This is a genomic window from Sphingomonas sp. S2-65 (genome assembly GCF_021513175.1).
Lineage (GTDB): Bacteria > Pseudomonadota > Alphaproteobacteria > Sphingomonadales > Sphingomonadaceae > Sphingomonas.
This window is the reverse complement of the sequence record NZ_CP090953.1, coordinates 2647266-2671714: the sequence shown is the minus strand read 5'-3', so window position 1 is coordinate 2671714 and position 24449 is coordinate 2647266. Positions and strand designations below refer to the sequence as shown.

Sequence of the window (24449 nt, the reverse complement as noted above, 5' to 3'; positions counted from 1 at the left end):
AGGCTTAGAAGCTCGCCCAGTCATCCTCGCCCCGCGGCGTGATCGACACCGGCAGCGGCTTCACCGGCGAGACATAGCCGCCCGCCATCGCCCTGGCTTTGGGTGCGACCGGCTTGAACGACTTCGGCGCGGCGGCGCCGCCGGTCTCGAACTTGCCCGCCTGTTCGGCCAGCGCCGACACTTCGCTCGACAGGTTGCGCGCGGCGGCCGAGGTCTGCTCGACCATCGCCGCGTTCTGCTGGGTCGACTGGTCCATCGTCCCGATCGCCACGCTGATCTGGCTGATCGCCGTCGACTGCGCCTGGTTGTCGGTCGCCATTTGCGCCAGCAGGCTGTGGACCTCGGCGACATCGCCGGAGATGTTGGCCAGTGCGCCATCGACCTTCTGGACCATCTCCACCGCCGAGACGATGTCGGTCTGGGTCGCGGTCAGCTGGTCGCGGGCACGCGCGGCTTCCTCTTCCGAGCGCATCGCGAGTGCCGACACCAGGTCGGCGACCACCGCGAAGCCGCGCCCGGCCTCGCCGGCACGCCCGGCTTCCACCGCCGCGTTCATCGCGAGCACCCGCGTCTGGAAGGCGATCTTGTCGAGACCCTCGATCACGCTGTCGATCCCCTTGGCACCGTCGGCGACGCGCGCCATGGCCTGCACCGCTTCGTCGGCGATGCCGCGCCCGCCCTGCACCGTCGAGATCGCGCCATCGGCACGCTCCACCGTGCGGGTCGCGGCCTGCGCCGTCGCCTTCAGGCGCCCGTCCATCTGCGTCACCGCTGCCGAAGTCTCCTCCAGGCTCGCGGCATTGGCTTCGGTGCGGCGCGCCAAATCTTCCGACGCCTGAGCGATCTCGCCCGAGCCGGTGCGGATCGCCGCCGCGCTCTCGCTTACCGATCCGATCAGGCTGCGCAGGCTGGTCATCGCTTCGTTGAAGTTGGTCTTCACCGACTCATAGCTCGCCGAAAAGCTCTCGGTGATGTTCGCGCGCAGGTCGCCCGCCGCCAGCTTGCTCAGATTGGCTTCCAGCGTCGCGACCACCCGCCGCTGCTCGGCATCGGCCTCGGCCTTGGCGGCGTCGGACTTCTGCTTCTCGATCGCGGCATCGCGGAACACCAGCACCGCGCTCGCCATTCCGCCAAGCTCGTCGCCGCGCGTGCCGCCGTTCACCTGCACGGCGTTGTCGCCGCTCGCCAACGCCTTCATCACGCCGGTCAGTTCGCTGATCGGCTTGGCGACGTTGCGCGACAGGAACCAGGCCAGGAACAGCGCCAGCCCGACCGACAGCACGCCGCCGATGCCGATCGCCCGCTGCGATGCGCTCGCCGCGGCTTCTTCGACCGCTATGTTTTCCTCGACGCGCTTCTCCTGGACCTCGGCCAGCGCCTTCAGCGTCGCGCGGATATCGCCCAGCATCTTCACGCCGGTCCGCTGCTGCGCCGCGGCCCGCGTCCCCGGATCGCGCGCCAGATCGATGATCTCGTCCAGCTTGCCGCGCAGCGTGCGGACATGCCCGGCCAGCTGATCGGCGCGTGCCTGCTGCTCGTCGGACTTGGACACTTCCTTGAACGCCCGGATCGATTCGAAGAACTTGTCGCCATTCTCCTGATAGGTCTTCAGGAACTCCGGCTTGCCCAGGATGGCAAAAGCGCGCGCCGCGTTCTGCTGCTCCAGCACCTGCGACATCATCGTCTCGCTCAACTGCAAGGCGCGCAGCGAGCGCTCCTTGCTCTTGGCGGCGTCGGTCAGGCTCGCCAGGTTGGCGAACACCAATCCGCCGACCACGGCGAAGATCACGATGATCGCGGCGAACGATCCCGCCAGCTTGCGGGAAATCGGTAGTCTGTTCAGCAACACGGCGCTCCTTACCCGAGCGGGGATTTCCCCGTCTTCCATTCTCTTTTCGCAAGACCCGGCAAAGCGAGATCTCTCGCTCGAACGGGTACATCTTCTCTTGTAGGAAGAAGTGCGTGCCGACTCCGCGCGCCGACTGGATTCAACTCGTAGGATTCCCCTCCGGAATTCTACCTAGCTGCCGCCCCAAGCCGCCCAAGTAGCTGGCCCGAAAGCGAAACCGCCGGAGAACGGCGGGCTGGACGGGACCGGTCCCGCACAGTATCTGGCCCCGCTTCGCCGGTCTCCGCCGGCACCTCGCGCCTCGACCTCTTCCGGGTTTCCGGTCAGCGCGCGCTTTCACGAGCCCGCATCCAGGAGAAATCCCATGGCGTGGCTCATCCTCGGCGTTGCCGTCGTTACCGAGATCATCTGGGCGCTGAGCCTGAAATGGGCGGCGGGTCAGGGCACCCTGGCGGCTTCCGCGATCCCGATCACGCTCAGCTTCGTGAACATGGGGCTCCTCGCCCTCGCGATGAAAGGTCTGCCCGCCGGCACCGCTTATGCGGTGTGGACCGGCCTCGGCGCGGTCGGCGTGACGATCTTCGGGACCTTGCTCTTCGGCGAGAAGCTCAACCTCATCCAGGCCGGCTTCATCGCCCTGATCATCGTCGGCGTGGTCGGCACCAAGATCTTCGGCGACGCCTGAGCGCGACCGCCGGCTTCCGCGTCAGTCCAGCACGGTGCGGCCGCGAGCATTCCCGGCCGGCACCGCAGGTGCCACCGTCGGGTTGCTCGGGTAAGAACGGCCATCGAACCGCAGCCGCACGTCATAAGCCGGCCCGATCCCGCCTCCGCCCACGCGCACGCCCAGATCGCGCCAGCCGCGCGTCGCGGTTTCGAGCACCCGGATCGGCGGACGCGTCACCGTCAGCCTGGTGACGGTTCGGTAAGTCTGCGCGTCCGGCGTGAGGATGAACAGCGTGCATCCCCCGCTGCCGCAGCGTCGCGGCCCGTCAGCGTAGACGATGATTTCCGGGGAACCGTTGCCGTTCAGATCCGCGGCCGCCGCGCGATACTGCTCGAGGTTGAGCTGCTCCCGAATGAACCGGTCGGCCCGCGCCGGCACCCCGCCGGGTTGCGCCGCGACCATGCCAACCGCCAGGAGCATCATGCTCACGGCGTCGGCGCTTCTTCGGGGATCAGCCCCTCGGCGCGCAATTCGTCCCACACCGCCGCCGGCACGGTCGCGGTCATCAGCCCGGCATTCTCGCGCACCTTTTCGGCCCGCTTGGCGCCGGGGATGATCGCCGCCACCACCGGATGCGCCGCGCAGAATTGCAGCGCCGCCGCGCGGATGTCGGCGCCGTGGCGCGCGCACACCGCGGCGATCGCGTCGCGCTTGGCGATCATCTCGGGCGGCGCGTCGGCATATTCGAAGGTCCGCCCGCCCGCGAGCAGCCCCGAATTATACGGGCCGCCCACCACCACATGCACGCCACGCTTGGCGCACATCGGGAACAGCGCCTCCAGTGCCGGCTGGTTGAGCAGGCTGTAGCGCCCGGCGAGCAGGAACACGTCCGGATCGGCCTGCTCCAGCGCACGCACGCACGGCTCGGTCCGGTTCACCCCCAGTCCCCAGCCCCCGATCACGCCCTGGTCGCGAAGCTCGGTCAGCGCCCGGAACCCGCCCTCGCGGGCGACCTCGAACGCGTCGAGCCACGCCGCGCCCAGATGGTCCTCGGCCAGGTCATGCACGAAGGCGATGTCGATCCGGTCGAGCCCCAGCCGCTGCAGGCTGTCCTCGACCGATCGCATCACGCCGTCATACGAATAGTCCACCGCCACGCGGAACGGCAGCCCGTCCTTGAACGGCGGGTTCTCCGGCCGGCTGGCATCGGGAACGAGCAGCCGCCCCACCTTGGTCGACAGCACGAACGCGTCGCGCGGATAGCGCCGCAGCACATTGCCGAAGCGGTGCTCCGAAAGCCCGCTGCCATAATGCGGCGCAGTGTCGAAATAGCGCACGCCGCTGTCCCATGCCGCCGCCAGCGCCGCCTCGGCACTGGCATCGTCCACCGCCTCGAACATGTTGCCCAGCGGCGCTCCGCCGAAGCCGAGCGGTCCCGGCGGTACGAAATGCGTCATATCCCGTCCTCGGTTCTGCGGGCCGCTACCATGCGACGCCGATCTTGCCGAAATGCGCCGCGCTCGCCTCGTATCGGAAGGCGTCGGCCAGTTCCTCCAGTGCGAAGGTCCGGTCGATCACCGGCCGGATCGCGCCGCCGTCCAGCGCGCGGACGAAGTCGCGCTGCTGGCGCCGGCTGCCGACGATCAGCCCCTGGAGCCGCGCCTGCTTGGCCATCAGCGCCGCGGTCGGCACTTCGCCCGCCCCGCCGGTCAGCACGCCAATCAGCGAGATATGCCCGCCCAGCCGCACCGCCTCGATCGACTGCGCCACCGTGCCCGGCCCGCCGACCTCGACGACATGATCGACGCCCAGTCCGCCGGTCCAGTCGCGCACCGCCCGGCCCCATTCGGCGGTCTCGCGGTAATTCACCGTGAAGTCGGCGCCCATGCCGCGCGCGCGCTCCAGCTTCTCGCCCGACGAAGACGTGATCGCCACGCTGGCGCCCATCATTTTGGCGATCTGCAGGGCCCAGATCGACACGCCGCCGGTGCCCAGCAACAGCACCGTGTCGCCGGGCTTCAGCTGCCCGTCGCCGATCAGCGCCCGCCAGGCGGTCAGCCCCGCGGTGGTGATCGCCGCCGCCTCCACCGCGCTGAACCCCTTGGGCGCGCGCGTGAAGAACCGCGCCGGCACCACCACCGCTTCGCGCGCATAGCCGTCCAGCCCGTCGCCCGGCGTCCGGCTGAAGTCGCCCAGCGGCGCGACGCCGTCCTCCCAATCGGGAAAGAAGCACGACACCACTGCATCGCCCACCGCGAATTCGGTCACGCCGGTGCCCACCGCTTCGACCACGCCGCCGCCATCGGCCAGCGGTATCCGGCCCGGCACCGCGCCCATCCGTCCGGTCACCACGCCCAGATCGTGGAAGTTCAAGGTGCTTCCCTGCAACCGCACCCGGATCTCGCCGCGCCCGGGCTGACCCGGATCGGGCCGATCCTCCAACCCGAGTTGATCCAGCCCAACCGGGTCGCGTAACGCCATCGCCTTCATCATCAAGCCTTGCTGTTCTCGGGGAATGCATTGTCTTCGACGCCGCCTTCGGCCTCCGGGTCGGGCGGCGACTGGTCCGCCGCGCCATGCGCTTCGGCAAAGGCATTGCCGGAGCTTTCCTCCACCGTTACCGTCCGCTCGCCAAGATCGACGTCGCGCCGCATCTCGGGCCGTTCGACGCCGCGGTCCTCGGTCCGCTCGCCGGCCAGGCCCTGTACGCCCACGCCTTGCTTGTCGCTGTCGCCGACCCGATCGGTGGGCATTCCGGTGCGTCTGTCAGTCATGTCCGTCTCCTGTCGGTGCCGAGCAGCGCGGCGTGCGCCGCCGCCCGCGTCTCCCCCTTCAACGGGCAAGCCGCCCAGTCGGTCCCGCTGTCGCGGCCAAACCCTTCTTCCCACAGCCGCCGCGCCACATCCTCCAGTTCCTGCGCGGAGGGAGCCCGCGCTTGGGCGATGCAGTCGATGATCGATCGCTCGAACAGATGCTTCATGAGATCCAGGCCACTATGCCTGCCGTCGCGGCGACAGCTTCATCGCGTTAACCCTCCGCCCCTGCGCCGGTTGCGCCGCGATCGGCCCAGCCGAGCCGCCGCGCGACGAACCGTTGCCCCAGGCAACCCCCGGCCGCTTTCCGAGTTACTTGCTTGCCCAGCCGCGCTCCGCGGCGAATCGCGGAGGACGCATGACTCACGACCCCAAGCGCGCAGCGACCATCGCCGCCCGGCTCGGCTTCGCCGCGCGCGGCCTGGTTTACCTGCTGGTCGGCTGGTTCGCGCTCGACGCCGCCCGCCGCGGCAGCGCGCCGGTCGACAACCAGCAGGCGATGGGCTCGCTCGCCGAAAAGCCGCTCGGCCACGTCCTGCTCGCCCTCATCGCGCTGGGGCTAGCTGGCTATGCGCTGTGGCGCTTCAGCGAAGCAGTGCTCGATCCGGACCGCCGCGGCACCGATGCCAAGGCAGTGATCGAACGCGTCGGCTTCGGCTGGAGCGCGGTGGTCCATCTTGGCCTGGCATATTACGCCGCGCGGCTCGCCCTGGACCTCACCAGCGGCAGCGCCGCGGGCAACAGCGACGCGCGCGCCCGCGACTGGTCCGGGTGGATCATGGACATGCCCGGTGGCCAGTGGCTGCTCGGCGCGGTCGGCCTGCTCCTCGTCGCCGGTGCCGGTGCGCAAGCCTGGAAGGGCTGGAGCAAGCGCTTCGCCAAGGATCTGAGCGGCGACGTGCCGGTTCCGCGCTATGTCTGCCTCGCCGGCCAGATCGGCTACATGGCCCGCGCGCTGGTGTTCCTGCTGGTCGGCTGGTTCCTGCTCGCCGCCGCCTGGCACGCCCGCGTCTCCGAAGCTGGCGGCACCGTCCAGGCGATGCGCACGCTGCGCAGCCAGCCCTACGGCCCGTGGCTGCTCGGCCTGGTCGCCGCGGGGCTGATCCTGTTCGGCGTGTACAGCCTGGTCGAGGCGCGGTTCCGGCGGATACGCGTCGGGAACTGACGCGCCGCCGAAGGCGACTCGGTGCCGGCCCTCAGGCCGGCACCGCCACCTTTCGGCACGGCACGCCCAGCCGCGCACTGGCGCTGACGATCAGTGCGTCCTGAATGCGCAGCACCTGCTCGACGACCGCGTCGGAAAGCGCGCGGGTGAACTCGACGCCGAAACGCCGCCCCTCGACCCAGGCGACTCGGCCCGGACCCAGCGGCAGGCTGCAGCGCAGCTGCACCTCCTCGCCCAGTACCGGAACCGCCTCGCCATAGACCAGCGCACCGCTGGTCGACAGGTTGAGCAAGTGGACGCGCGACTCGTCGCCCCTGCTGCGCATCTCGGCCGGCTGGAAAAGCTTCGATCGCGGCGCCTGGCGGCGCTCTTGGTTACGCGAAGACATGATGTACCCCCTCAAGAAGCAGCCATAATCGCATATCGTCCTGCTCCGGTTCCTGGAAATTGAAGGTTAACTGGACCTTGTCTTCCTTGTTGGTCGATTATTTAGTTGCCAGTCCGTAATGACTTGCCAGCCGATCCAGCGCCAGTCCCAGCACGAGCTTCCCCGCCCGCGCCGGCCAGCCGAGCGATTTCTCCGCCACGGCCAGCCCCTCGCCCGCGCACACCACGCGCCACATCACATCCTCCAGCCCCGGGCCCACCGCCGCCACCGCGGCATCGAACCGCCGCTTGGCCGAGATCTGCGCCAGGCTCGGGTCCAGCGCTTCCGACGCGCCGCGCCTCCCGGGCGCGCGCGGGCTGGTGTCCCACCGCATCGTCACGCGGGCGCCCAGCGACGCGGTCTCGTAATCGGCGCGCAGCCGCTCCCCCGCTTCGAACTGCCGCGCATCGATATGCCCGCGCGCGCGCAGCCACGACAGCGGCGACTCCGCCACATTGACGCGCACGCGCCGCTGGCCCGCCCGCGGCGGCGCCGCCTGCACCCGTCCGTCTTCCCATCCCCGATCGACCAGCTCGCGCATCTTTCTTCTCCGTCCGAGTCGCTTTCTCTTGCCACACAGGCTGGTGTGTAGGAAAACGAAAAACCAGATGGGTTAAAAGGGGCGTTTGATGATCACTGCGATACGCGAAGTCCGCCGCGCCAAGGGTCTGACGCTGGAGGAGGTCGCGGCGCGCTGCGATCCGCCGACCACCGCCCAGACCGTCGGCCGGCTGGAAACCGGAACGCGCACCGTGTCGGTCGGCTGGCTCAACCGCATCGCCGCCGCGCTCGGCGTCGACTCCGCCGATCTCGTCCGCCTGCCCGAGCGTCCCGACATCGCCGTCGCGGCCACGCTCGACGCCAGCGGCGCGCACGCGCCGCGCCGCGCCGCCTCGGTCGTCCCGCCCAAGAGCGCGCCGGGCATGATCGCCGTCACCGTCACCGGCGCGGCCGGTGATTATCGCGCCGGTGACGAGATCTGGTGCCAGCCGCTCGATCCCGCGCATTTCGGCAAGGCGATGAACCGCGACGTGCTGGTGCCCCGGCCCGCCGGCCGCTTCCTGTTCGCCCGGCTGATCGGCCGCGAGGGGGGCAAGCTCCACTTGCTGCCGCTCGGCGCCGGCAGCCGCCAGCAGGTCGTCACCGACCCGGCCTGGATCGCGCCGGCCCAGCGCCTCGTCCGCACGCTGTGACGCCGCGGCCGTCCGGCCCACGCTCGGGGTATGTCGATGGGGAGGATGGTGGGCGCTGACGGGCTCGAACCGCCGACCCTCTCGGTGTAAACGAGATGCTCTACCAACTGAGCTAAGCGCCCTCGCTCCCGCCGATGCCAAAAGACTGCCGCCGGGGCAAGTCCCTCGTCACACCAGCGGCAGTCCCGCGCGCTTCACTGCCCCGGCATAGCTCTTCATCCCCTCGATGCCTTTCGCGCTCAGCCCGATATAGGCCCGCCGCCGATCGCTGGGGTCCGCCTGGCGCTCGAACAGCCCGGCATCGTGCAGCGTGCCGATCCAGCGCAACGCGGTGGTCGGCGGCACCGCCGCGGCGATGCACAGGCTCGATACCGACACCCGCCGCCGCTCCAGTCCCGCCGCGAACAGGTCCAGCAGCATGTCCCAGGCCGGGTCGGCGAACAGCTCGCTCCCGAAGAACTGGCCGCGCATCCGCCGGGCGCGGATTACCGCCCGCACCTGCGGCGCGTCGATGTCGACGGCGGCGGCCTCGTCGCCCGGCCCGCGATAGCCGCTGACCGGCCCCCGCACGCCCGCATGCTGCTGCCGGGCCTCTTCGCGGACCAGCCGTCCCAGCGTGTCGGCCAGCCGCGCGACTTCCTCGTGCAGCCGCTGGAACGGCATCACGTCGGCGTCGCGCGACACGTCATGCACTTCGCCGCGCGCCATCCACTTGGCCGCCGTGACCGCCGCGACCCGCTCGCTGTCGCTTGGCATGCACAGCAACTGGACACGCGGGCCCGACAGCAGCGCCGCAGCCGCGTCGATCTGCTCGGGCAGCACCGCCGCCACGATCCCCAGCGACCGCTCGCGCGCCATCGTGTCGGCGCGCGCCAGCACCACGTCCAGCAGCGGGTCGGGCACCCCAGCAGCCTCGATCAGGATCACGTCGGCAACGCCATGGCCGCCAAAGTCATGCGCCGCTGCGGCAAAGGACAGCGGCGGACGCGTCTCGCACCCCGCCAGCGCAGCGGCATGCAGCGCGGCGCGCGCGCCCTCGGCCGCATCCGCGATCACCAGCGCGCGCGGCGCGCTCACGTCATATCCGCGCGCAATCCCCTCGTTCAGCATCGCCAGCTTCCCCCTTCGCATGGCCGAAGTTCATCATCTGTTCTTAACTTGCAGCAATATCCCGGCGTGGCTGAGTCGGAACGCCTCCACTTCGGACGTTCGGCGCGGCGATCCGGATGCTATGGTTAACGACGCATCCATTACGGAGCGATCACAGCACGTCCCCGGGCTCAACCAGAGGCTCATCCTGCGCGGGAACCCGCCTCGCCAGCAGATCCTTCGCCGCACTCGCCACGCCGCCCGACCACATCGCCAAGATCACGCTGGCGATCACAGTCCCAACCACCAGCATGGCGACGACCTGCACCGGCGTCGGCGACACGCCCGGCAAACCCATCGGCTGGAACATCGTCATCCACCGCCCGCCACGGCCGATCGCCTCGCCGCTCTGCAGCCCCAGCGCGACCAGCGGCACGACCGCCAGCGTCAGCACCAGCATCGTCATCAGCGCGATCAGCACATAGGCGCCAAGCAGCGACCAGAAATGCCCGCGCGTCAGGTCCCACGCCGCGTCCAGGCTGATCCGCCGCCGCACCAGCACCAGCGGATACACCACCGACAGCCGCACCAGCACGAACACGATCAGGCACATCAGCCCGACCCCGGCCGCAAAGGTGAGCGCCGTCGCGACACCCGCGTTCCCGCCCGACAGCAAGCCTGCAAGGCTGCCCAGGAACACGATGCCAAGCCCGCCAATCAGCCCGAACACAAGGCTCAGCACATACAGGATCAGAGTCAGGCCGATCATCCGGACCTCGTCCATGCTCAGCCGGAGCGAGGCGAGGCCGCGATCCTCGGGCCACAGCACCGCGCGAAACGCCGCCGCCGACAGGATGGTCGACAAGGCGAGCGACAGGAAGCCGAAGAGCACGCTGGCGGCGAACCCGCCCGCGCCGAAACCGCCCGCAGCCCATTGCGCGGCCAGCCCCGGCTCGGCAGCACCGATCACGCGCAATTGCGCATAGTTCAACACCGCGCCGCCGACCGCCGACAGCGCGCCCCAGCACAGCACCGCCCCCGGCCTGCGCCGCATCAAGTCGAACCCACCGCCGACGATCGCCCCAATGTTCGCCATGTTTCCCCCTTTTGAAGCCGCTCTCGAGGGCTTGCCCCAGGCCCGTCAGTCGAGCGACTTGACGATCTCTTCCACCATCTTCTTCGCGTCGGCCAGCAGCATCATCGTGTTGTCGCGGTAGAACAGCTCGTTGTCGACGCCGGCATAGCCCACGCCCCCCATCGATCGCTTGATGAACAGCACGGTCTTGGCCTTCTCCACGTCGAGCACCGGCATGCCGTAGATTGGCGACGACTTGTCCGTCTTCGCCGCCGGGTTGGTGACGTCGTTTGCGCCGATCACGAAGGCGACATCGGTCTGCGCGAATTCGGAGTTGATGTCTTCCAGCTCGAACACGTCGTCATAGGGGACGTTGGCTTCGGCCAGCAGCACGTTCATGTGCCCGGGCATCCGCCCCGCCACCGGGTGGATCGCATATTTCACCCGCACGCCATGCGCCTTGAGCTTGTCGCCCATCTCGCGCAGCGCGTGCTGCGCCTGTGCCACCGCCATGCCATATCCGGGCACGATCACGACCTGCTCGGCCTGGCTCATCAGGAACGCCGCATCCTCCGCCGATCCGCGCTTCCACGGCCGGTCGCTCGCCACCGCGCCTGCCGGGCCGCCGCTGTCGCCGCCGAAGCCGCCCGCGATCACGCTGATGAAGCTGCGGTTCATCGCCCGGCACATGATGTAGCTCAGGATCGCGCCCGACGATCCCACCAGCGCGCCGGTGATGATCATCGCGCTATTGTGCAGCGTGAACCCCATCGCCGCCGCCGCCCAGCCCGAATAGCTGTTGAGCATGCTGACCACCACCGGCATGTCCGCCCCGCCGATCGGCACGATCAGCAGGAAGCCGATGACGAAGCTCAGCACGGTGACCGTCCAGAACGCCGTGGGCGACTGCGTCTGGGTGAAGCTGGCGATCAGCGCGACGATTGCCACCAGCAGCCCCAAATTGATCGCGTGGCGCATCGGCAACAGGATCGGCTTGCCGCTCATCGTGCCATTCAATTTGAGGAAGGCGATCACCGATCCCGAAAAGGTGATCGCGCCGATCGCCACGCCCAGCGCCATCTCGACCCGGCTGACCGGGTGGATCGATCCGAACGGTTCGCCGATCATCGGCACCACCATCTCGGCGATCCCGAACGCTAGCGGATTGAGGAACGCCGCCGCCGCAACGAGCACCGCCGCGAGCCCCACTAGGCTGTGGAACGCCGCCACGAGCTGCGGCATCGCGGTCATCGCGATGCGCCGCGCCGTCACCAGCCCGATCGCCGCGCCGATCCCGATCGCGGCCAGGATCTCGCCGATCGAGAGCCAGTTCGGCACCATGGCGCCGACCGCGCCGACCGCGTCGGGCACGCCCGCCATCGGGACGTGCGTCACCAGCGTAGTCACCACGGCGATTGCCATGCCGATCATGCCCAGGCGATTGCCACGCTGGCTGGTCACTGGGCTCGAGAGCCCGCGCAGCGCGAGGATGAAGCACACGCCCGCGACGAGATAGGCCAGCGCTACCCAGGGATTGGCTGAAACGGCATGGTCCATCTCAGCGCACCTTCTTCTTGTACATCGCCAGCATGCGCGCGGTCACCGCAAAGCCCCCGAAGATGTTGATGCTGGCGAACACCACCGCAAGCAGCCCCAGCCACTTGGACACCGTCCCGCCACTCCCCAGCCCCGAAGCCGCCGCCGCGATCAGCGCGCCGACGATGATGACCGAGGAAATGGCATTGGTCACCGCCATCAACGGCGTGTGCAACGCCGGCGTCACCGACCACACCACGTAATAGCCAACGAAGCACGCCAGCACGAAAATCGACAAAATCGCGATGAAGTCCATATTCTACCTTTCGTCGTCGAGCCGCTGCGCGGCTCTTTCGACGATGCCGCGCATCACGGCATCGCAGTCGCGCAGCACCTCGCTGGCCGAGATACGCATTACATCCAGGCCGCGTCGCCGGAACCAGCCGTCCCGGGCGGCATCACGAGCCGGGCGATCTCCACACCCATGCGTGCCGCCATCGACCTCCACGACCAGTCGCGCCGCATGGCAATAGAAGTCGGCGACATAGGGTCCGGAAGGATGCTGCTTACGAAACTTCAGCCCCCCAGGGCGCGACCGCAGCGCCGTCCAGAGCATCACCTCAGGTAGCGACATTTCCCCGCGCAACTGCTTGGCAAGCAGCGTTGCTTGAGCCGTACCCTGCAACATCAAATCCTCCCCTGGAAGGGGAGGTGGCGCGCGCAGCGCGACGGAGGGGTATCTCCATCCGCCAGCAGGGCACGCGCCACAAACGTCGACACCCCTCCGTCAGCCCTGCGGGCTGCCACCTCCCCTTCCAGGGGAGGATTGTTCACGCGAGCAGCCTCGGGTGCACCACTTGGCCGCCCCGCGTCAGTCGTATCGCGTCGCCGATCTCCTCGTCGAGCACCGGCCGCCCGGCCTCCTTGTCCCAGAACGCGTTCAGGAAATTGAACAGGTTGCGCGCGAACAGCGCCGACGCGTCCGCCGCCAGCCGCGACGGCACGTTGCGGTGCCCGACGATCTTCACGCCGTGCCGCGTCACCACCTCGCCCGCGACCGCCCCCTCGACATTGCCGCCCTGCTCGACCGCAAGATCGACGATCACGCTGCCGGGGCGCATGCTTGCCACCTGCGCGTCGCTGATCAGCCGCGGCGCCGGCCGCCCGGGGATCAGCGCGGTGGTGATCACCACGTCCTGCTTGGCCAGGTGGCTGGACACGAGCGCCGCCTGTGCCGCCTTATATTCGTCCGACATCTCGGTGGCATAGCCGCCGCTGCCTTCGCCTTCGATCCCGGCGACATTCTCGACGAAGATCGGCTTGGCGCCCAGCGACTGGATCTGCTCGCGGGTCGCTGCGCGCACGTCGGTGGCCGAGACCTGCGCACCTAGCCGCCGCGCGGTGGCGATCGCCTGCAGCCCGGCGACGCCGACGCCCATCACGAACACCCGCGCCGCGCTGATCGTGCCCGCCGCGGTCATCATCATCGGAAAGGCGCGGCCATATTCGGCGGCGGCGTCCAGCACCGCCTTATATCCGGCCAGGTTCGACTGCGACGACAGGATGTCCATCGACTGTGCGCGGGTGATCCGCGGCATCAATTCCATCGCCAGCACCTCGGCGCCCAGCGCGGCGTAACGGTCCACCCGTGCGCGCTCGCCGAATGGATTCGCCTGCGCAACGATCCAGGCGCCGGGCTTCAGTCCCGTCAGGCTGTCCGGGTCCGGCCCCTGCACGGCGAGCACGATCTCGGCGTCAACAAGAGCGTCTATCCGCCCACCGATCGTTGCGCCCGCATCGGCATAGGCCTGATCGGCGATCGTCGCGCCTTCTCCCGCGCCCGCTTCCACCGCGATCTGCGCGCCGAGCGCGGTCAGCTTCTTCACGGTCTCGGGCGTGGCGGCGACCCGCCGCTCGCCGCCCGCATTTTCCTTCAGGACCGCGATCTTCACCTCAGCTCGCGATCAGAAAGACGACCAGCGCCGCCAGCAGCACCGCCACGGCGGTGCCGCGCATCATCAGGACCGTGAATCCGGAATAGGTCGCCGCGTGCGCTTCGATGTCCGTGACATCACCCGTGTCCGCCATCCATCATCCCCTTGCTCTTCCGTTGGGGCGGAGCTTAGCGCCGCCACCGCCTGCCCTCAAGTCCGCGAGAGCGCTCGCGGTTCCCGCCGGACTTAAGCCGGCATTTACGCATGACGCGTAGACGATGTGACTTGATTTGGGACATTCGGGACACGGGAACGCATGCGATGACGCGGAACGGCCAGCGCCTCCTGATGCTGATCGACGACGAACCGGCCCAACGCCGGCTGGTCGCCGCGATCGCCGCGCGTCGGGGATGGCGAACGATCTGCGTCGGCGACGACGAGACCGCGATCGCCACCTTGGGCACGCCCGACGGCATGGCGCTCGATGCGATTCTGCTCGATTCCGCCGCCTCGGATGCCGACACCGCCGCGCTGCTCGGCGAACTGCGCGCCCGCCGTCCGCAGCTGCCGATCCTGGTGCTGACCGCGAACAGCTCGGTCTCTGCCGCGGTCAGCGCGATGCGCGCCGGTGCCACTGACTTCCTGGTCAAGCCGCTCGCCTCCGAACGCCTGCTCGCCGCGCTCGACGCCGCGGTCGGTGGTCAGGGCGACGGCGAGCTTCGCCCCCTCACCGAGAAGCTTACCGCGAGCCTCGGCTTCGACGAGATCGTCGGCTCAGCGCCGCAGTTCCGCGCCGCGCTCGCCATCGCCGCCAAATCCGCACGCGCCCGCGTGCCGGTGCTGATCGAAGGCGAAAGCGGCGTCGGCAAGGAAGTGGTGGCCGAGGCGATCCACGCCGCCTCTCCCCGCAACAAGAAGCCGATGGTCACGCTCAACTGCCGCGCCATTCCCGCCAACCTCGTCGAATCGGAACTGTTCGGCCACGAGAAGGGCGCGTTCCCCGGCGCGTTCGAGCGCAAGATCGGGCGGTTCGCCGACGCCGATGGCGGCACGCTGTTCCTCGACGAGGTTGGCGAGATGCCGCTCGACGCGCAGGTCAAGCTGCTGCGCGCGCTCCAATCGGGCGAGATCCAGCCGATCGGCGCGCGCCATGCCCGCGAAGCCGACGTTCGTGTCCTGGCCGCCACCAACAAGAGCCTGACCGCCGAGGTCGAGGCAGGGCGCTTCCGCGAGGACCTGTATTACCGGCTGAACGTTGTCCAGGTAACGATCCCGCCGCTCCGCGAGCGGGTCGGCGACATCCCCGCGCTCGCCCGTCACTTGCTTGCGCGCATTGCAGAGCAGCCGGGCCTTCGCGAACTGGGCATCACCGACGACGCGCTCCAGCTGCTCCAATCCTATGAATGGCCGGGCAATGTCCGCCAGCTCCAGAACGCGCTGTTTCGCGCCGCGGTGCTGTGCGACGGCGATGGTCTCACCCGCGCCGACTTCCCCCAGATCGCCCAGCTTGCCGCCGGCCGGCCAGACGTCGCCGGGCCGGCGCAGCTCTCGGGCAATGCCGGCGTCACTCTGTTCCGCGCGGACGGCAATCTGCGCGCGCTCGAGGAGATCGAGGCCGACGTCATCCGCCTCGCCATCGGCCATTATCGCGGCCGCATGACCGAAGTCGCGCGCCGCCTCGGCATCGGCCGCTCGACACTGTACCGTAAGCTCGGCGAACTGGGGATCGATCAGAGCGCCGCGTGATCGCGCTCAGCGTATCGCCGCCAGCCGCGCTTTGGCGATGTGCCAGCGCGTCTGGCTCGCTGGCGCGCCGGTACCTTCGACCACGCGATGCAGCGTGTAGCGTCCCCGAAAATGCTGGCGGCGGCCGTTCTTGAGCACTGCATAGACCTCGACCGGAACATCGACCCAGCGCTGGCTCATGCCCGCGTCCCCATCGACCGGCGTGCCCGTCACGACGCGGCTATGCGCCGTCGTGGCAAAGCCCTGGCGGAACTGGGCGAAGCGCTTGCCGCTCGCCTGTCCCTCGCCATCCCAACTGCGATAGGCCGTCGCGAAGTCGCCGCGCTCGATCGCCGCATAGTAGCGCTCGATCACTCGCCGTGCCGCAGCCGGACTGGTGTCGACCGGCTGCGCGGCCGCAGGCGCGGCGATCAGGGCCAGCAAGGCGAGTACGCGCATCGTCAACTCCTCGGACTAGCGAACAGAAGCGCGCGAGCCCCTGCCGCGTTCCTCAGCGCGCGATCAGCGCCGCGTCCTTGCACCCGCGCCAGACCCGGAGCGCCTGCCCGGTTTCGAACACGTCGTGAACCCGGATCAGCTGCGCGCCCAACTCCGCACCCTTGATCGCCAGCGCGATCGATCCACCCAGCCGCGCATCCGCCGGCGCCTCGTTCGACAGCGCCCCGATCATCCGCTTGCGGCTGGCGCCCAGCACGATGCCGCAGCCGATCCCGTGGAACAGCGCTAGCCCGTTGAGCAGCGCGAGATTGTCCTGCAATCCCTTGCCGAAGCCGATGCCCGGATCGATCAGGATCTTCGCCCGGTCCACCCCCGCCGCCGCCACCGCGGCGACCCGCGCCTCCAGCCAGTCATAGACCTCGACCAGCACGTCGCGGTATCCGCTGCCGCCATGCGGACCGCTGGCGGGGTCCGGCGAGTGCATCAGCACCACCGGGCAGCCGGCCCGCACCACCACCTCGAGCGCGCGTTCGTCGTGGAGCAGCGCCGCCACGTCGTTGACGACATGCGCCCCCGCCGCCAGCGCTGCTTCCATCACCGCCGCCTTGCGGGTGTCGACCGACACCGCCGTGCCGCTGCGCGCCAGCCGCTCGATCGCCGGCACGACGCGGGCGATTTCGTCGCCTTCCCACACGCTTGCCGAGCCCGGCCGCGTCGATTCGCCGCCGATGTCGATGATCGCCGCGCCGGCCACGCTCATGTCGACTCCCACCTGCGCAGCGCCGGCGGGATCGCCGACATGGTGCACCCCGTCGGAGAAGCTGTCCGGCGTGACGTTGAGGATCCCCATCACCTGCGGCTGGTCGAGCCGCAGCACCCTCTCGCCCAGCTCGAGCGGCGCGCGCGGCGCGGTGATGCGCGCCGAGATCGCCGCCAGCCGCTCGTCAGCGGCAACCTGCGCCAGCGACACGTCGCGCTGCGCCACGCGGCGGCCGCCCTCGACCGCAATCAGCTCGTAGCCCGCAAACCAGCTCAGCCCGCCCGCAAGCCGCGCCGCCTCGCCATCGCGCCCCACGGGCGAATCGACGAACCGCGTGGGACGCAGGTAAAGCTTGGCGGAAGCGGGGATGGTCATGCCATGCCTCTACGCAATCTCCGCCGGCACTGGGAGGCGCTAACGCTCAGGGCTGCGTCGCGAGCAAATAGGTCTGGCGGATCGTGTCGATCGGCTTCAGCTTGCCCTCGACCTCGTGGTGCCAATAGGTCCAGCCATTGCACGACGGCGCACCCTGCAGCGCCGCGCCCAGCTTGTGGATCGATCCCGCCTCGTCGCCGCAGCGCAGCGACCCGTCCGCCCCTACGACTGCGACATGCTTGCGCTTGGCATCGGTCAGCACCGCGCCCGGCGCCAGATAGCCATTCTCGACCAGCTGCCCGAACGCCACCCGCGGCGCCGCCTTGGGCGCCTGCATCGTCTTCAATGCCGATTCGTCGAGCGGCAGCGCCGCGGCGATGCGCTCCATCGCCGCATCGACATAATCCAGCTCGCGCTCGATGCCGATCCAGTGCCGCCCCAGCCGCTTGGCAACCGCGCCGGTCGTGCCGGTGCCGAAGAACGGATCGAGCACCACGTCGCCCGGCTTGGTCGACGCCAGCAGGATGCGGTACAGCAGCGCCTCGGGCTTCTGGGTCGGATGCACCTTGTGCCCGTCCTTCTTCAGCCGCTCCTGCCCGCCGCAGATCGGGAATTCCCAGTCGCTGCGCATCTGCAGCTCGTCGTTCAGCGTTTTCATGCTGCGATAGTTGAAGGTGTATTTCGCCTTCTCGCCGGTCGACGCCCAGATCAGCGTCTCATGCGCGTTGGTGAAGCGCGTGCCCTTGAAATTGGGCATCGGATTGGCCTTGCGCCAGATGATGTCGTTGAGGATCCAGAAGCCCAGGTCCTGGATCGCCGATCCCACCTTGAAGATATTGTGATAGCTGCCGATCACCCAGATCGTGCCGTCATCCTTCAGGATCCGGCGCGCCTCGGCCAGCCAGTCGCGGGTGAACTTGTCGTACACCGCCAGGCTGTCGAACTTGTCCCAATGATCGGTCACCGCGTCGACATGGCTGCCGTCGGGGCGATTGAGATCGCCGCCCAGCTGCAGGTTATAGGGCGGATCGGCGAAGATGCAGTCGACCGACTTGGCTGGCAGCGAGCGCATTGCGGCGATGCAGTCGCCCATCAGGATCTGGTCGAGTGGAAGCTCCGCCGGCGCCACCGGGGCGGCCGCGCGACTCCGCGTCCTGACCTTCTCCAACACGCCCATTCCGTCTGCCCCCATTGCCCAGTCGCGCGATGTCGCCGGGGGCGGACTCCGCCGTCAAGCAAACATTGGTTAACCCGAATGCCTGCCAATTCATGCGGATGGCGGAACATTCGGGCACTCGCCCAGATGTTGAGTCAAGAAGTTATCCACAGGCTCAACCGCTGGTGGTGTGACTCAAAAGACTCAGTCTGTCGAGTTATCCACAGGCGCGACAGGTTCGAGCGGGCCATCGGCTCGGCCGCTCGCAGCTACAAACCGCCCACAGCTTTATCCACAGCGTTGTCCACTGAACTGCCCCCAGGCGCTGCGTTCGGAGCGAATCACGCGCGCATCGGTTGAGCTGCCGAACCTGGAGGAAGCCGATGCTCGAACATGTCCCCCACTGGCTGGGCAGCGCGCTCAAGAACCTGCGCGCGGGGCCCGAGAAGCTGGCGATCGCCCATTCCGAGCTCGGCAGCTTCGAATCGCTCGATCTCGCCAGCCCCGCCTTCGCCAACGGCGCCCGCCTTCCGGAACGCTTCACCGCCGATGGCGAGGGCGTGTCGCCGCCGCTCTTCTGGACAGGCGTGCCCGAAGGCACCGAGCGGATGGCGCTGATCGTCGAGGATCCCGACGCGCCGGCACCCCAGCCGCTGGTCCACGCCGTGATCTGGAACCTGCCGCCGCACGACGGCGAGTTGAAGGAAGGTATGATCCGGGCCGATGGCGAGGGCAGCATCCGGGGCAGCGATGTCGGCCGCAACAGCTATCTCGGCGAAGGCTGGCTGCCACCCGATCCGCCCACCGGCCACGGCGAACATCATTACGCCTTCCAGCTGTTCGCGCTGGGGCCGGGCCCCGACCTCGCCACCAATCCGGGCCGCGGCGCCATGCTCGAAGCCATGGCCGGCCGCGTCCTCGCCGCCGGCCTGCTCACCGGCACCTATTCGCGCGGCGAGGAAGCACCCACCGGCCTGGTAGGCGCCGCAGCCCCGGCGTGACGCCCGTTCGCGGCATACGCCTGTTTTCCTCCGTCATCCCGGCCTCGAGCCGGGATCCCGCTCCTTCTGTAGGCGTGAACAAGCGGGACCCCGGCTCAAGGCCGGGGTGACGAAGAAGAAACCAATCCTCCCCTGCAAGGGGAGGTGGCGCGCGCAGCGCGACGGAGGGGTGTCCCGGCTGGTGAGCGCATACGCCATCGCCACGTGGACACCCAGACGTCACCCTGCAGGGGGAGGATCAAGGCCTCAACCGTTCACCACCGTCCCGCCATTGGGATGCAGCACCTGGCCCGACATGTAGCTGGCATCCTCGCATGCCAGGAACAGGAACGCCGGCGCCACTTCGTTGGGTTGGCCGGGACGCCCCATCGGCACGTCCTCGCCAAAGCTTTCCAGCTTGTCCGGGCTCGCGCCCCCCATCGGGTTGAGCGGCGTCCAGATCGGTCCGGGCGCGACCGCATTCACGCGAATGCCCTTTTTGATCAGGTTCATCGACAGGCTGCGGGTAAACGCAGTGATCGCACCCTTGGTCGAGCTGTAGTCGAGCAGTTCGGGCTCCCCCTGGTACATCGTGACCGAGGTGCAGTTCACGATCGCCGCGCCTGCCTTCAGATGCGGCATCGCCGCCTGCACCATGAAGAACTGGCCGAAGATGTTGGTCTGGAAGGTGCGCTTGAGCTGCGCCTCGGTGATGTCGGTGATCTCCTTGTCGGGATGCTGCTCGCCGGCATTGTTCACCAGCACATCGATGCGCCCGAACTTCTCGAACACCTGCGCCACGGCGGCGTTGCAGAAATCCTTGTCGCCGATGTCCCCGGCGATGGTCAGTGCCTCACGTCCTTCGCCCCGCACGATGTCGGCGGTCATCTGCGCATCGTCATGCTCGCACAGATAGAGGATCGCGACATGCGCGCCTTCGCGGGCATAGAGCGCGGCGACCGCGCGGCCAATGCCGCTGTCGGCGCCGGTGACGATCGCCACCTTGTCCTTGAGACGGCCCGAGCCGGGATAGCGCGGCTCCCAGTCAGGCTTGGGTTCGAGGGCGCTCTCGTGTCCGGGCAGCGCATCCTCGTGGATCATGTCGATGGTTTCGGTTTCGCTCATCGGCTTCGCTCCTGAAGGGATCTGCCGAAGAAACCGGTGCGGAATGCCCGAAGTTCCTCGCTTTGGCTTGGGTTAGTGAAGCAGGGTTCAGCCGAACAAGGCCGAACCCTGGGTGCCTGTGACCAGGATGGTCGCGGCGGTCAGGCCGAACGACACCGCCCCGATCAGGATGCTGCGGAACATGGTGATACCTCCCGTGCTTGCCTGCATGATCATGCGATCGGAACGACGGGGGTGGAGAGCACGACCAGCGCAACGGTGAAGAACACTGCGCCGAGAGCGGCGACCGAACGATGAAGCGAGTCGAGACGTGCAGTCATGATGTATACTCCCTGAAGTGCGGCCCCGAACCGTTCGGCTGCCGATATTCGCTACTTTGCAGGGAGTGTGCCAGTTTGCTAAGTGCTTGAAATTGTTACGCCGGTAGAGTTTGCGAACGGAGAGTTAGCAATCTCTGCGCTGACACTTGGCAAAACCTGCCAATGCATGGGGAGCCGTTCAGCCGATCCGCAGCCGATTTCGCCCGGCCGACTTCGCAGCATATAAAAGCCGGTCCGCCCGGTGGAAGGCGGTGCCCAGTCGTTCCGTGTTCTCCGCGCAGGTCAGCCCGGCGGAGAAGGTGATCTCGCCAAGCGGTGCGTCCGTTTCTCGAAGCCGGTATCGCTTGGTGGAAACCGTCGTGCGCGCCGTCTCCATCAGCGCGCGTGCCGCGTCCACCGTCACGCCGGAAAACAGGATCGCGAACTCCTCGCCGCCGTAGCGGGCGACGAGATGGCCTGGGCAGCTCTGGCTCAGCGCCTCGCCGATCGCCTTGAGCACTCGATCACCGACCGCGTGCCCGAAGCGGTCGTTGACCGACTTGAAATGGTCCACGTCGCAGACCGCGATGCACAGCGTCTCGCCTGCCGCCGCCTGGACCGTGAAAGCTTCCTCGAACGCCCGGCGGTTCGGCAATTCGGTCAGCGGATCGCGGCGGGCATTGTCGCGCGCCTCCTCCAGCTTCTCGCGCAACTCGCTTGCCTCGCGCGTCGCCGTCTCCAACTGCGCTTCGGCGGTACGGACGCGGGCGATCATCGTCGCGGTGATCCGGGCTATCTGACTGGCCGCCAGCGCTTCGCCCTTGCCGAGATCGGTCGAGAGCGTCATCGCCGCGGCGCTCGCGGCCAAGTCGCGGCCGAAACCTTCGGTCTCGACGCGCATCGCGGTCACCATGTCGGCGAAACCCTCGACCTGCATCTGGGTCCGCGCGACGAGACCATCGGCTTTCTTCGCCGCATCGGGTCGCTCCTGCGCCTGAACGTCGAGGTTCATCGCATCGACATCGCTTTGGCTGATCCGGACGCCGCTTTCCGTCAAAGCCTCCACGGCACGGGCGACGGGCCCCTTGGGCGAAGCGATCAGGTGATAGGCGAAGGCATAATTGGCGGGCGTGGGATCCAGCCGATGGTCGCGCAGGAACGATCCCACGCGATCAAACAGACTGGCGGTCCCCGCCTCCTCGGTCATGCGCACGGCCCTAGCTGCGGCCATAAGTCTCGAAACCCCTACCGTTTTCCGGCTCTCTTGCGGTCCCGTCCGCATATCTCTGGGATCGGGGATAAGGGCGAAACGCTAAAATCTGGTGAGCGGCTGCAGCCGCAATTCACCGCCGCTTCTGCGCGTAACCTCGGACTGCCTCCAGCGTCAGCCGCACATGGCCTGCAGGGCTCATGTCGCTATGCGCGAACACGACACGGCCGTTCGGCGCGATGACGTAGCTCGTCCTGCTGGTGATCGCGGTGGCGCTGCCATCCGGCTTCTTGAGCAGCACATCGTAGCTGCGAACAACCTGGGGGCTGGCGGCGGCAACCGCGAACTTGCCCGCGCAGTGTTCGGCCGAGAATTTCTGGAGCTGATCGACATTGCCGGCGGTCATGCCGATCACCGTTGCGCCGGCCTTGGTGAAATCAGGCAGCGCCTCGGCAAAGGCGTGCGCCTCTGCATTGCACCCGCCGGTGTAGGCGGCCGGGAAGAAATAAAGCACCACCGGCCCCTTCTTCAGTGCCGCGGCAAGATGGACGCTGACGGGCTTGCCCGCGACCGCACCATTGGCAGTGAAGTCAGGCGCCCTGGCGCCCGGGGCGAGTGCCGCTTCCAGCGGCATGGAGAGAGGAAGCAGCAGGGCGGCGAGCAACAGGCGCTTGCGCATGAGAAAGTCTCCTTGAACGCGCCGGATTACCGGGTCAGCGCGATCCCGATCCTGGCATGGGTATCGCTTCGGCGATAGTCGTCCAGCGTCTCGGCATGGCCGGCATAGGCTTGGCCGAACAGATAGAAGCCGATACCGCCACCGATCGGCGCCAGCGGATAGGATGCGAACAGCTCGGCCGAGCCCTTGCCGGTCTCGACGTTGCCACGGGCGGTCAACGAAAGCTTGAACCCGTCCTTCTGCTGGATTGCGGCGGTCAGCGCGGTGTAGCCATAATAGTCGGGAACATCGTGCGCGGCACCGCTCGAACCCACATAGAACCAGGCCATCGGCGCCACGTCGAGCCGCCAGTCGTTCCCCAGGTCGAACTGCTTCTCGACCCGCGCGAAGATCCTGTTGAGGTCGACCGAGTCGAGATCGCCCCGCCCGTTCGAATCGTGCCGCCAGCCGATCGCGACGCGCGTGGTGTCGTTCAACGCGGAGTCGGTATAGACTTCGGGGCTGTAGATCGTTGAGCGGAACGGGCCCGAAGGCTGGTCGATCGCCCAGAACATCGTCTGGGTATAGGCGAAGCGCAGGTTGCCGAGCTTGGCCGGCGCGTCCTCGGCGAAGGGACGGAAGCTGAAGCTCACCTGGAGCTTGCCGCCGGAGTCGCCAAGCCCGAACGCGCCGTAGGTCGGCTCGTGCGGCTCGAAACGGTCGGTGAAAGCGGCGGACGTGCCGGTCGAGCTTTGCACCACCGTCTCTTCCGCGGGAATTCCCGCGGGCGAATGTTGCCCGGAAGGGGGCACGGTTACGGTGGCGATCCCGACCGGGATGTACCGCGCCTTGGCGAAGCCGCCCGGTGCGATCGTCCGGGTAGGTCCCGGTGCCCGTTCGAGCACCAGCCGGCTGCCGTCCGCGGCGGTGAGTTCGATCTGGCGGGGGCCGGCGTCCGCGACCGGGGCTTCGGTTTCGTTGATCAGAAACACCTCGACCCCGCGCAACGCCGCCTGTTCGGAATCGGGCTGCGTGGGCACTGCCCGGATCTGGGCGGAAGTTGGCGTAGCGGCGATCAGGCCGGCAAGAACGAGCATCGAGCGCATCGCCGCGAGGACTGGCAGCGCTTTGTGACCTTGGCGAGTCTAAATCGGCTGGCTAGGGCAAGGCATGGCCGTAACCGACGCAGACATCGCCCTCGCCCTTCGCCTCGCGGATGCCGCCGGCGCGGCGATCCGCCCGCGCTTTCGCGCCGAGCACGGCCTCGAGGCGAAGGAGGATCAGTCGCCCGTTACGCTCGCCGATCACGAGGCCGAAGCGGCCATGCGCAAACTTATCATCGCCGAACGTCCCATGGATGGCATCATCGGCGAGGAATTCGGCGTCCGCGAAGGCACCAGCCCTCGGCAATGGGTGCTGGATCCCATCGACGGCACCCGCGCCTTCATATCCGGCCGCGCAACTTTCGGCACTTTAATCGCCCTCATAGAAAACGGCTGGCCGCTGTTCGGCATCATCGACCAGCCGATCATCAACGAACGCTGGCTGGGTGTGATGGGGCGTCCGACATTGTTCAACGGCAAGCCGGCAAGCACGCGCCGCTGCCGCGAGCTGAAGCAGGCGATCCTCGGCACGACCTCGCCCGCGTTATTCACCGACGACCAGCTTCACGCATTCGAGCATCTCGATGCGGAGGTGATGAGCACCGTGCTGGGCGGCGATTGCTACGCCTATGGCTGCATCGCCAGTGGCTGGATGGACGTGGTGGTCGAGGCCGGGCTCAAGCTCCACGACTTCGCCGCACTGGTGCCGGTAGTCGAGGGAGCCGGCGGCCGCATGTGCGACTGGCAAGGCGACCCTCTACATGCGGGCAGCAACGGCGAGGTGATCGCAGCGGGCGATCCTGCGCGCGTCGAAGAGATACTCGAAATCTTGGCCTGTCGAGGGCACTGAG

Annotated in this window: 28 protein-coding genes and 1 tRNA gene; 6 read left to right on the top strand and 23 right to left on the bottom strand. The window is 68.1% G+C overall.

Features of this window, described 5'->3' with window-relative positions; all coding sequences use genetic code 11:
- Positions 1-4: 4 nt before the first annotated feature.
- Positions 5-1846 carry a methyl-accepting chemotaxis protein gene (locus LZ586_RS12540; RefSeq protein WP_235076623.1) on the bottom strand — a complete coding sequence of 614 codons (1842 nt, stop codon included), beginning with the start codon at positions 1844-1846 and terminating at the stop codon, positions 5-7.
- 367 nt (positions 1847-2213) lie between these two features.
- On the opposite strand from LZ586_RS12540, the gene LZ586_RS12535 reads away from it, so the two are divergent.
- On the top strand, positions 2214-2534 hold the full coding sequence (locus tag LZ586_RS12535; protein ID WP_235076622.1) for a DMT family transporter: 321 nt from the start codon (positions 2214-2216) through the stop codon (positions 2532-2534).
- A 21-nt stretch (positions 2535-2555) separates the two neighbouring features.
- Here the strand turns inward: LZ586_RS12535 and LZ586_RS12530 are convergent, their stop codons facing one another.
- Genes LZ586_RS12530 through LZ586_RS12510 form a run of 5 tightly spaced genes read right to left on the bottom strand, consistent with a single transcriptional unit; the run spans position 2556 to position 5496 of the window.
- Complete coding sequence (locus LZ586_RS12530) at positions 2556-3005, bottom strand: hypothetical protein (RefSeq protein ID WP_235076621.1); 450 nt, start codon at positions 3003-3005, stop codon at positions 2556-2558.
- Positions 3002-3973, bottom strand: a complete 972-nt coding sequence (locus LZ586_RS12525) for an aldo/keto reductase (RefSeq protein WP_235076620.1) — start codon at positions 3971-3973, stop codon at positions 3002-3004. The genes LZ586_RS12530 and LZ586_RS12525 overlap by 4 nt, the downstream gene beginning before the upstream one ends.
- Positions 3974-3998: 25 nt before the next feature.
- Positions 3999-5006, bottom strand: a complete 1008-nt coding sequence (locus LZ586_RS12520; RefSeq protein WP_235079802.1) for a zinc-dependent alcohol dehydrogenase family protein — start codon at positions 5004-5006, stop codon at positions 3999-4001.
- A gap of 2 nt (positions 5007-5008) precedes the next feature.
- Positions 5009-5290, bottom strand: a complete 282-nt coding sequence (locus LZ586_RS12515) for a hypothetical protein (protein WP_235076619.1) — start codon at positions 5288-5290, stop codon at positions 5009-5011.
- Positions 5287-5496, bottom strand: coding sequence for a hypothetical protein (locus LZ586_RS12510; RefSeq protein ID WP_235076618.1), 210 nt, complete (start codon positions 5494-5496; stop codon positions 5287-5289). The genes LZ586_RS12515 and LZ586_RS12510 overlap by 4 nt, the downstream gene beginning before the upstream one ends.
- 191 nt (positions 5497-5687) lie before the next feature.
- Here LZ586_RS12510 and LZ586_RS12505 point away from each other — a divergent pair, with 191 nt between their 5' ends.
- Complete coding sequence (locus LZ586_RS12505) at positions 5688-6494, top strand: DUF1206 domain-containing protein (protein ID WP_235076617.1); 807 nt, start codon at positions 5688-5690, stop codon at positions 6492-6494.
- A gap of 31 nt (positions 6495-6525) precedes the next feature.
- Here the strand turns inward: LZ586_RS12505 and LZ586_RS12500 are convergent, their stop codons facing one another.
- Complete coding sequence (locus LZ586_RS12500; RefSeq protein ID WP_235076616.1) at positions 6526-6882, bottom strand: PilZ domain-containing protein; 357 nt, start codon at positions 6880-6882, stop codon at positions 6526-6528.
- Positions 6883-6979: 97 nt separating this feature from the next.
- A complete protein-coding gene (locus tag LZ586_RS12495) occupies positions 6980-7462 on the bottom strand; it encodes a DUF6456 domain-containing protein (RefSeq protein WP_235076615.1) in 483 nt (160 codons plus the stop codon).
- 88 nt (positions 7463-7550) lie between these two features.
- Between LZ586_RS12495 and LZ586_RS12490 the strand changes: the two genes are divergently transcribed.
- A complete protein-coding gene (locus tag LZ586_RS12490; protein WP_235076614.1) occupies positions 7551-8114 on the top strand; it encodes a helix-turn-helix domain-containing protein in 564 nt (187 codons plus the stop codon).
- A gap of 46 nt (positions 8115-8160) precedes the next feature.
- Here the strand turns inward: LZ586_RS12490 and LZ586_RS12485 are convergent.
- The 8 genes from LZ586_RS12485 to LZ586_RS12450 all read right to left on the bottom strand — a co-directional run bounded on the left by LZ586_RS12485 (position 8161) and on the right by LZ586_RS12450 (position 13902).
- Positions 8161-8236, bottom strand: a tRNA-Val gene (locus LZ586_RS12485).
- A 46-nt stretch (positions 8237-8282) separates the two neighbouring features.
- Positions 8283-9245 (bottom strand): winged helix DNA-binding protein, encoded by a 963-nt coding sequence (locus LZ586_RS12480; protein ID WP_235076613.1) that lies wholly within the window; start codon positions 9243-9245, stop codon positions 8283-8285.
- Between the two features lie 130 nt (positions 9246-9375).
- The gene (locus LZ586_RS12475; protein ID WP_235076612.1) at positions 9376-10299 is read right to left on the bottom strand and encodes a hypothetical protein; all 924 of its coding nucleotides are present in this window, start codon (positions 10297-10299) and stop codon (positions 9376-9378) included.
- Positions 10300-10344: 45 nt separating this feature from the next.
- Entirely contained in the window at positions 10345-11835 is a 1491-nt protein-coding gene (locus tag LZ586_RS12470) for an NAD(P)(+) transhydrogenase (Re/Si-specific) subunit beta (protein ID WP_235076611.1), read from the bottom strand.
- Between the two features lies 1 nt (position 11836).
- The gene (locus tag LZ586_RS12465) at positions 11837-12130 is read right to left on the bottom strand and encodes a proton-translocating transhydrogenase family protein (protein ID WP_235076610.1); all 294 of its coding nucleotides are present in this window, start codon (positions 12128-12130) and stop codon (positions 11837-11839) included.
- Positions 12131-12133: 3 nt separating this feature from the next.
- Positions 12134-12502: an endonuclease domain-containing protein gene (locus LZ586_RS12460; protein ID WP_235076609.1), complete on the bottom strand. Its 369-nt coding sequence runs from the start codon at positions 12500-12502 to the stop codon at positions 12134-12136.
- Between the two features lie 142 nt (positions 12503-12644).
- Complete coding sequence (locus tag LZ586_RS12455) at positions 12645-13766, bottom strand: Re/Si-specific NAD(P)(+) transhydrogenase subunit alpha (RefSeq protein ID WP_235076608.1); 1122 nt, start codon at positions 13764-13766, stop codon at positions 12645-12647.
- A gap of 1 nt (position 13767) precedes the next feature.
- Positions 13768-13902 carry an aa3-type cytochrome c oxidase subunit IV gene (locus LZ586_RS12450; protein ID WP_235076607.1) on the bottom strand — a complete coding sequence of 45 codons (135 nt, stop codon included), beginning with the start codon at positions 13900-13902 and terminating at the stop codon, positions 13768-13770.
- A gap of 167 nt (positions 13903-14069) precedes the next feature.
- On the opposite strand from LZ586_RS12450, the gene LZ586_RS12445 reads away from it, so the two are divergent.
- Entirely contained in the window at positions 14070-15494 is a 1425-nt protein-coding gene (locus LZ586_RS12445) for a sigma-54-dependent transcriptional regulator (RefSeq protein ID WP_235076606.1), read from the top strand.
- A 6-nt stretch (positions 15495-15500) separates the two neighbouring features.
- Here the strand turns inward: LZ586_RS12445 and LZ586_RS12440 are convergent, their stop codons facing one another.
- The 3 genes from LZ586_RS12440 to LZ586_RS12430 are packed head-to-tail and all read right to left on the bottom strand — an operon-like array spanning position 15501 to position 18244.
- Positions 15501-15932 carry a hypothetical protein gene (locus LZ586_RS12440; protein ID WP_235076605.1) on the bottom strand — a complete coding sequence of 144 codons (432 nt, stop codon included), beginning with the start codon at positions 15930-15932 and terminating at the stop codon, positions 15501-15503.
- A 52-nt stretch (positions 15933-15984) separates the two neighbouring features.
- Positions 15985-17067, bottom strand: a complete 1083-nt coding sequence (gene folP, locus LZ586_RS12435) for a dihydropteroate synthase (RefSeq protein WP_235076604.1) — start codon at positions 17065-17067, stop codon at positions 15985-15987.
- A gap of 46 nt (positions 17068-17113) precedes the next feature.
- Positions 17114-18244, bottom strand: coding sequence for a site-specific DNA-methyltransferase (locus LZ586_RS12430; protein ID WP_319938060.1), 1131 nt, complete (start codon positions 18242-18244; stop codon positions 17114-17116).
- A 362-nt stretch (positions 18245-18606) separates the two neighbouring features.
- Between LZ586_RS12430 and LZ586_RS12425 the strand changes: the two genes are divergently transcribed.
- Positions 18607-19224: a YbhB/YbcL family Raf kinase inhibitor-like protein gene (locus tag LZ586_RS12425; RefSeq protein WP_235076603.1), complete on the top strand. Its 618-nt coding sequence runs from the start codon at positions 18607-18609 to the stop codon at positions 19222-19224.
- A gap of 246 nt (positions 19225-19470) precedes the next feature.
- On the opposite strand, the gene LZ586_RS12420 is transcribed toward LZ586_RS12425, so the two are convergent.
- From LZ586_RS12420 to LZ586_RS12405, 4 genes are all read right to left on the bottom strand, one after another.
- A complete protein-coding gene (locus tag LZ586_RS12420; protein WP_235076602.1) occupies positions 19471-20328 on the bottom strand; it encodes a glucose 1-dehydrogenase in 858 nt (285 codons plus the stop codon).
- A 498-nt stretch (positions 20329-20826) separates the two neighbouring features.
- Complete coding sequence (locus LZ586_RS12415; protein ID WP_235076601.1) at positions 20827-21858, bottom strand: GGDEF domain-containing protein; 1032 nt, start codon at positions 21856-21858, stop codon at positions 20827-20829.
- Positions 21859-21970: 112 nt separating this feature from the next.
- Positions 21971-22516 (bottom strand): peroxiredoxin, encoded by a 546-nt coding sequence (locus LZ586_RS12410; RefSeq protein ID WP_235076600.1) that lies wholly within the window; start codon positions 22514-22516, stop codon positions 21971-21973.
- A 26-nt stretch (positions 22517-22542) separates the two neighbouring features.
- Positions 22543-23592 carry a phospholipase A gene (locus LZ586_RS12405; protein ID WP_235076599.1) on the bottom strand — a complete coding sequence of 350 codons (1050 nt, stop codon included), beginning with the start codon at positions 23590-23592 and terminating at the stop codon, positions 22543-22545.
- Positions 23593-23665: 73 nt separating this feature from the next.
- Between LZ586_RS12405 and hisN the strand changes: the two genes are divergently transcribed.
- Complete coding sequence (gene hisN, locus LZ586_RS12400) at positions 23666-24448, top strand: histidinol-phosphatase (protein WP_235076598.1); 783 nt, start codon at positions 23666-23668, stop codon at positions 24446-24448.
- The last annotated feature ends 1 nt before the right edge of the window (position 24449 follow it).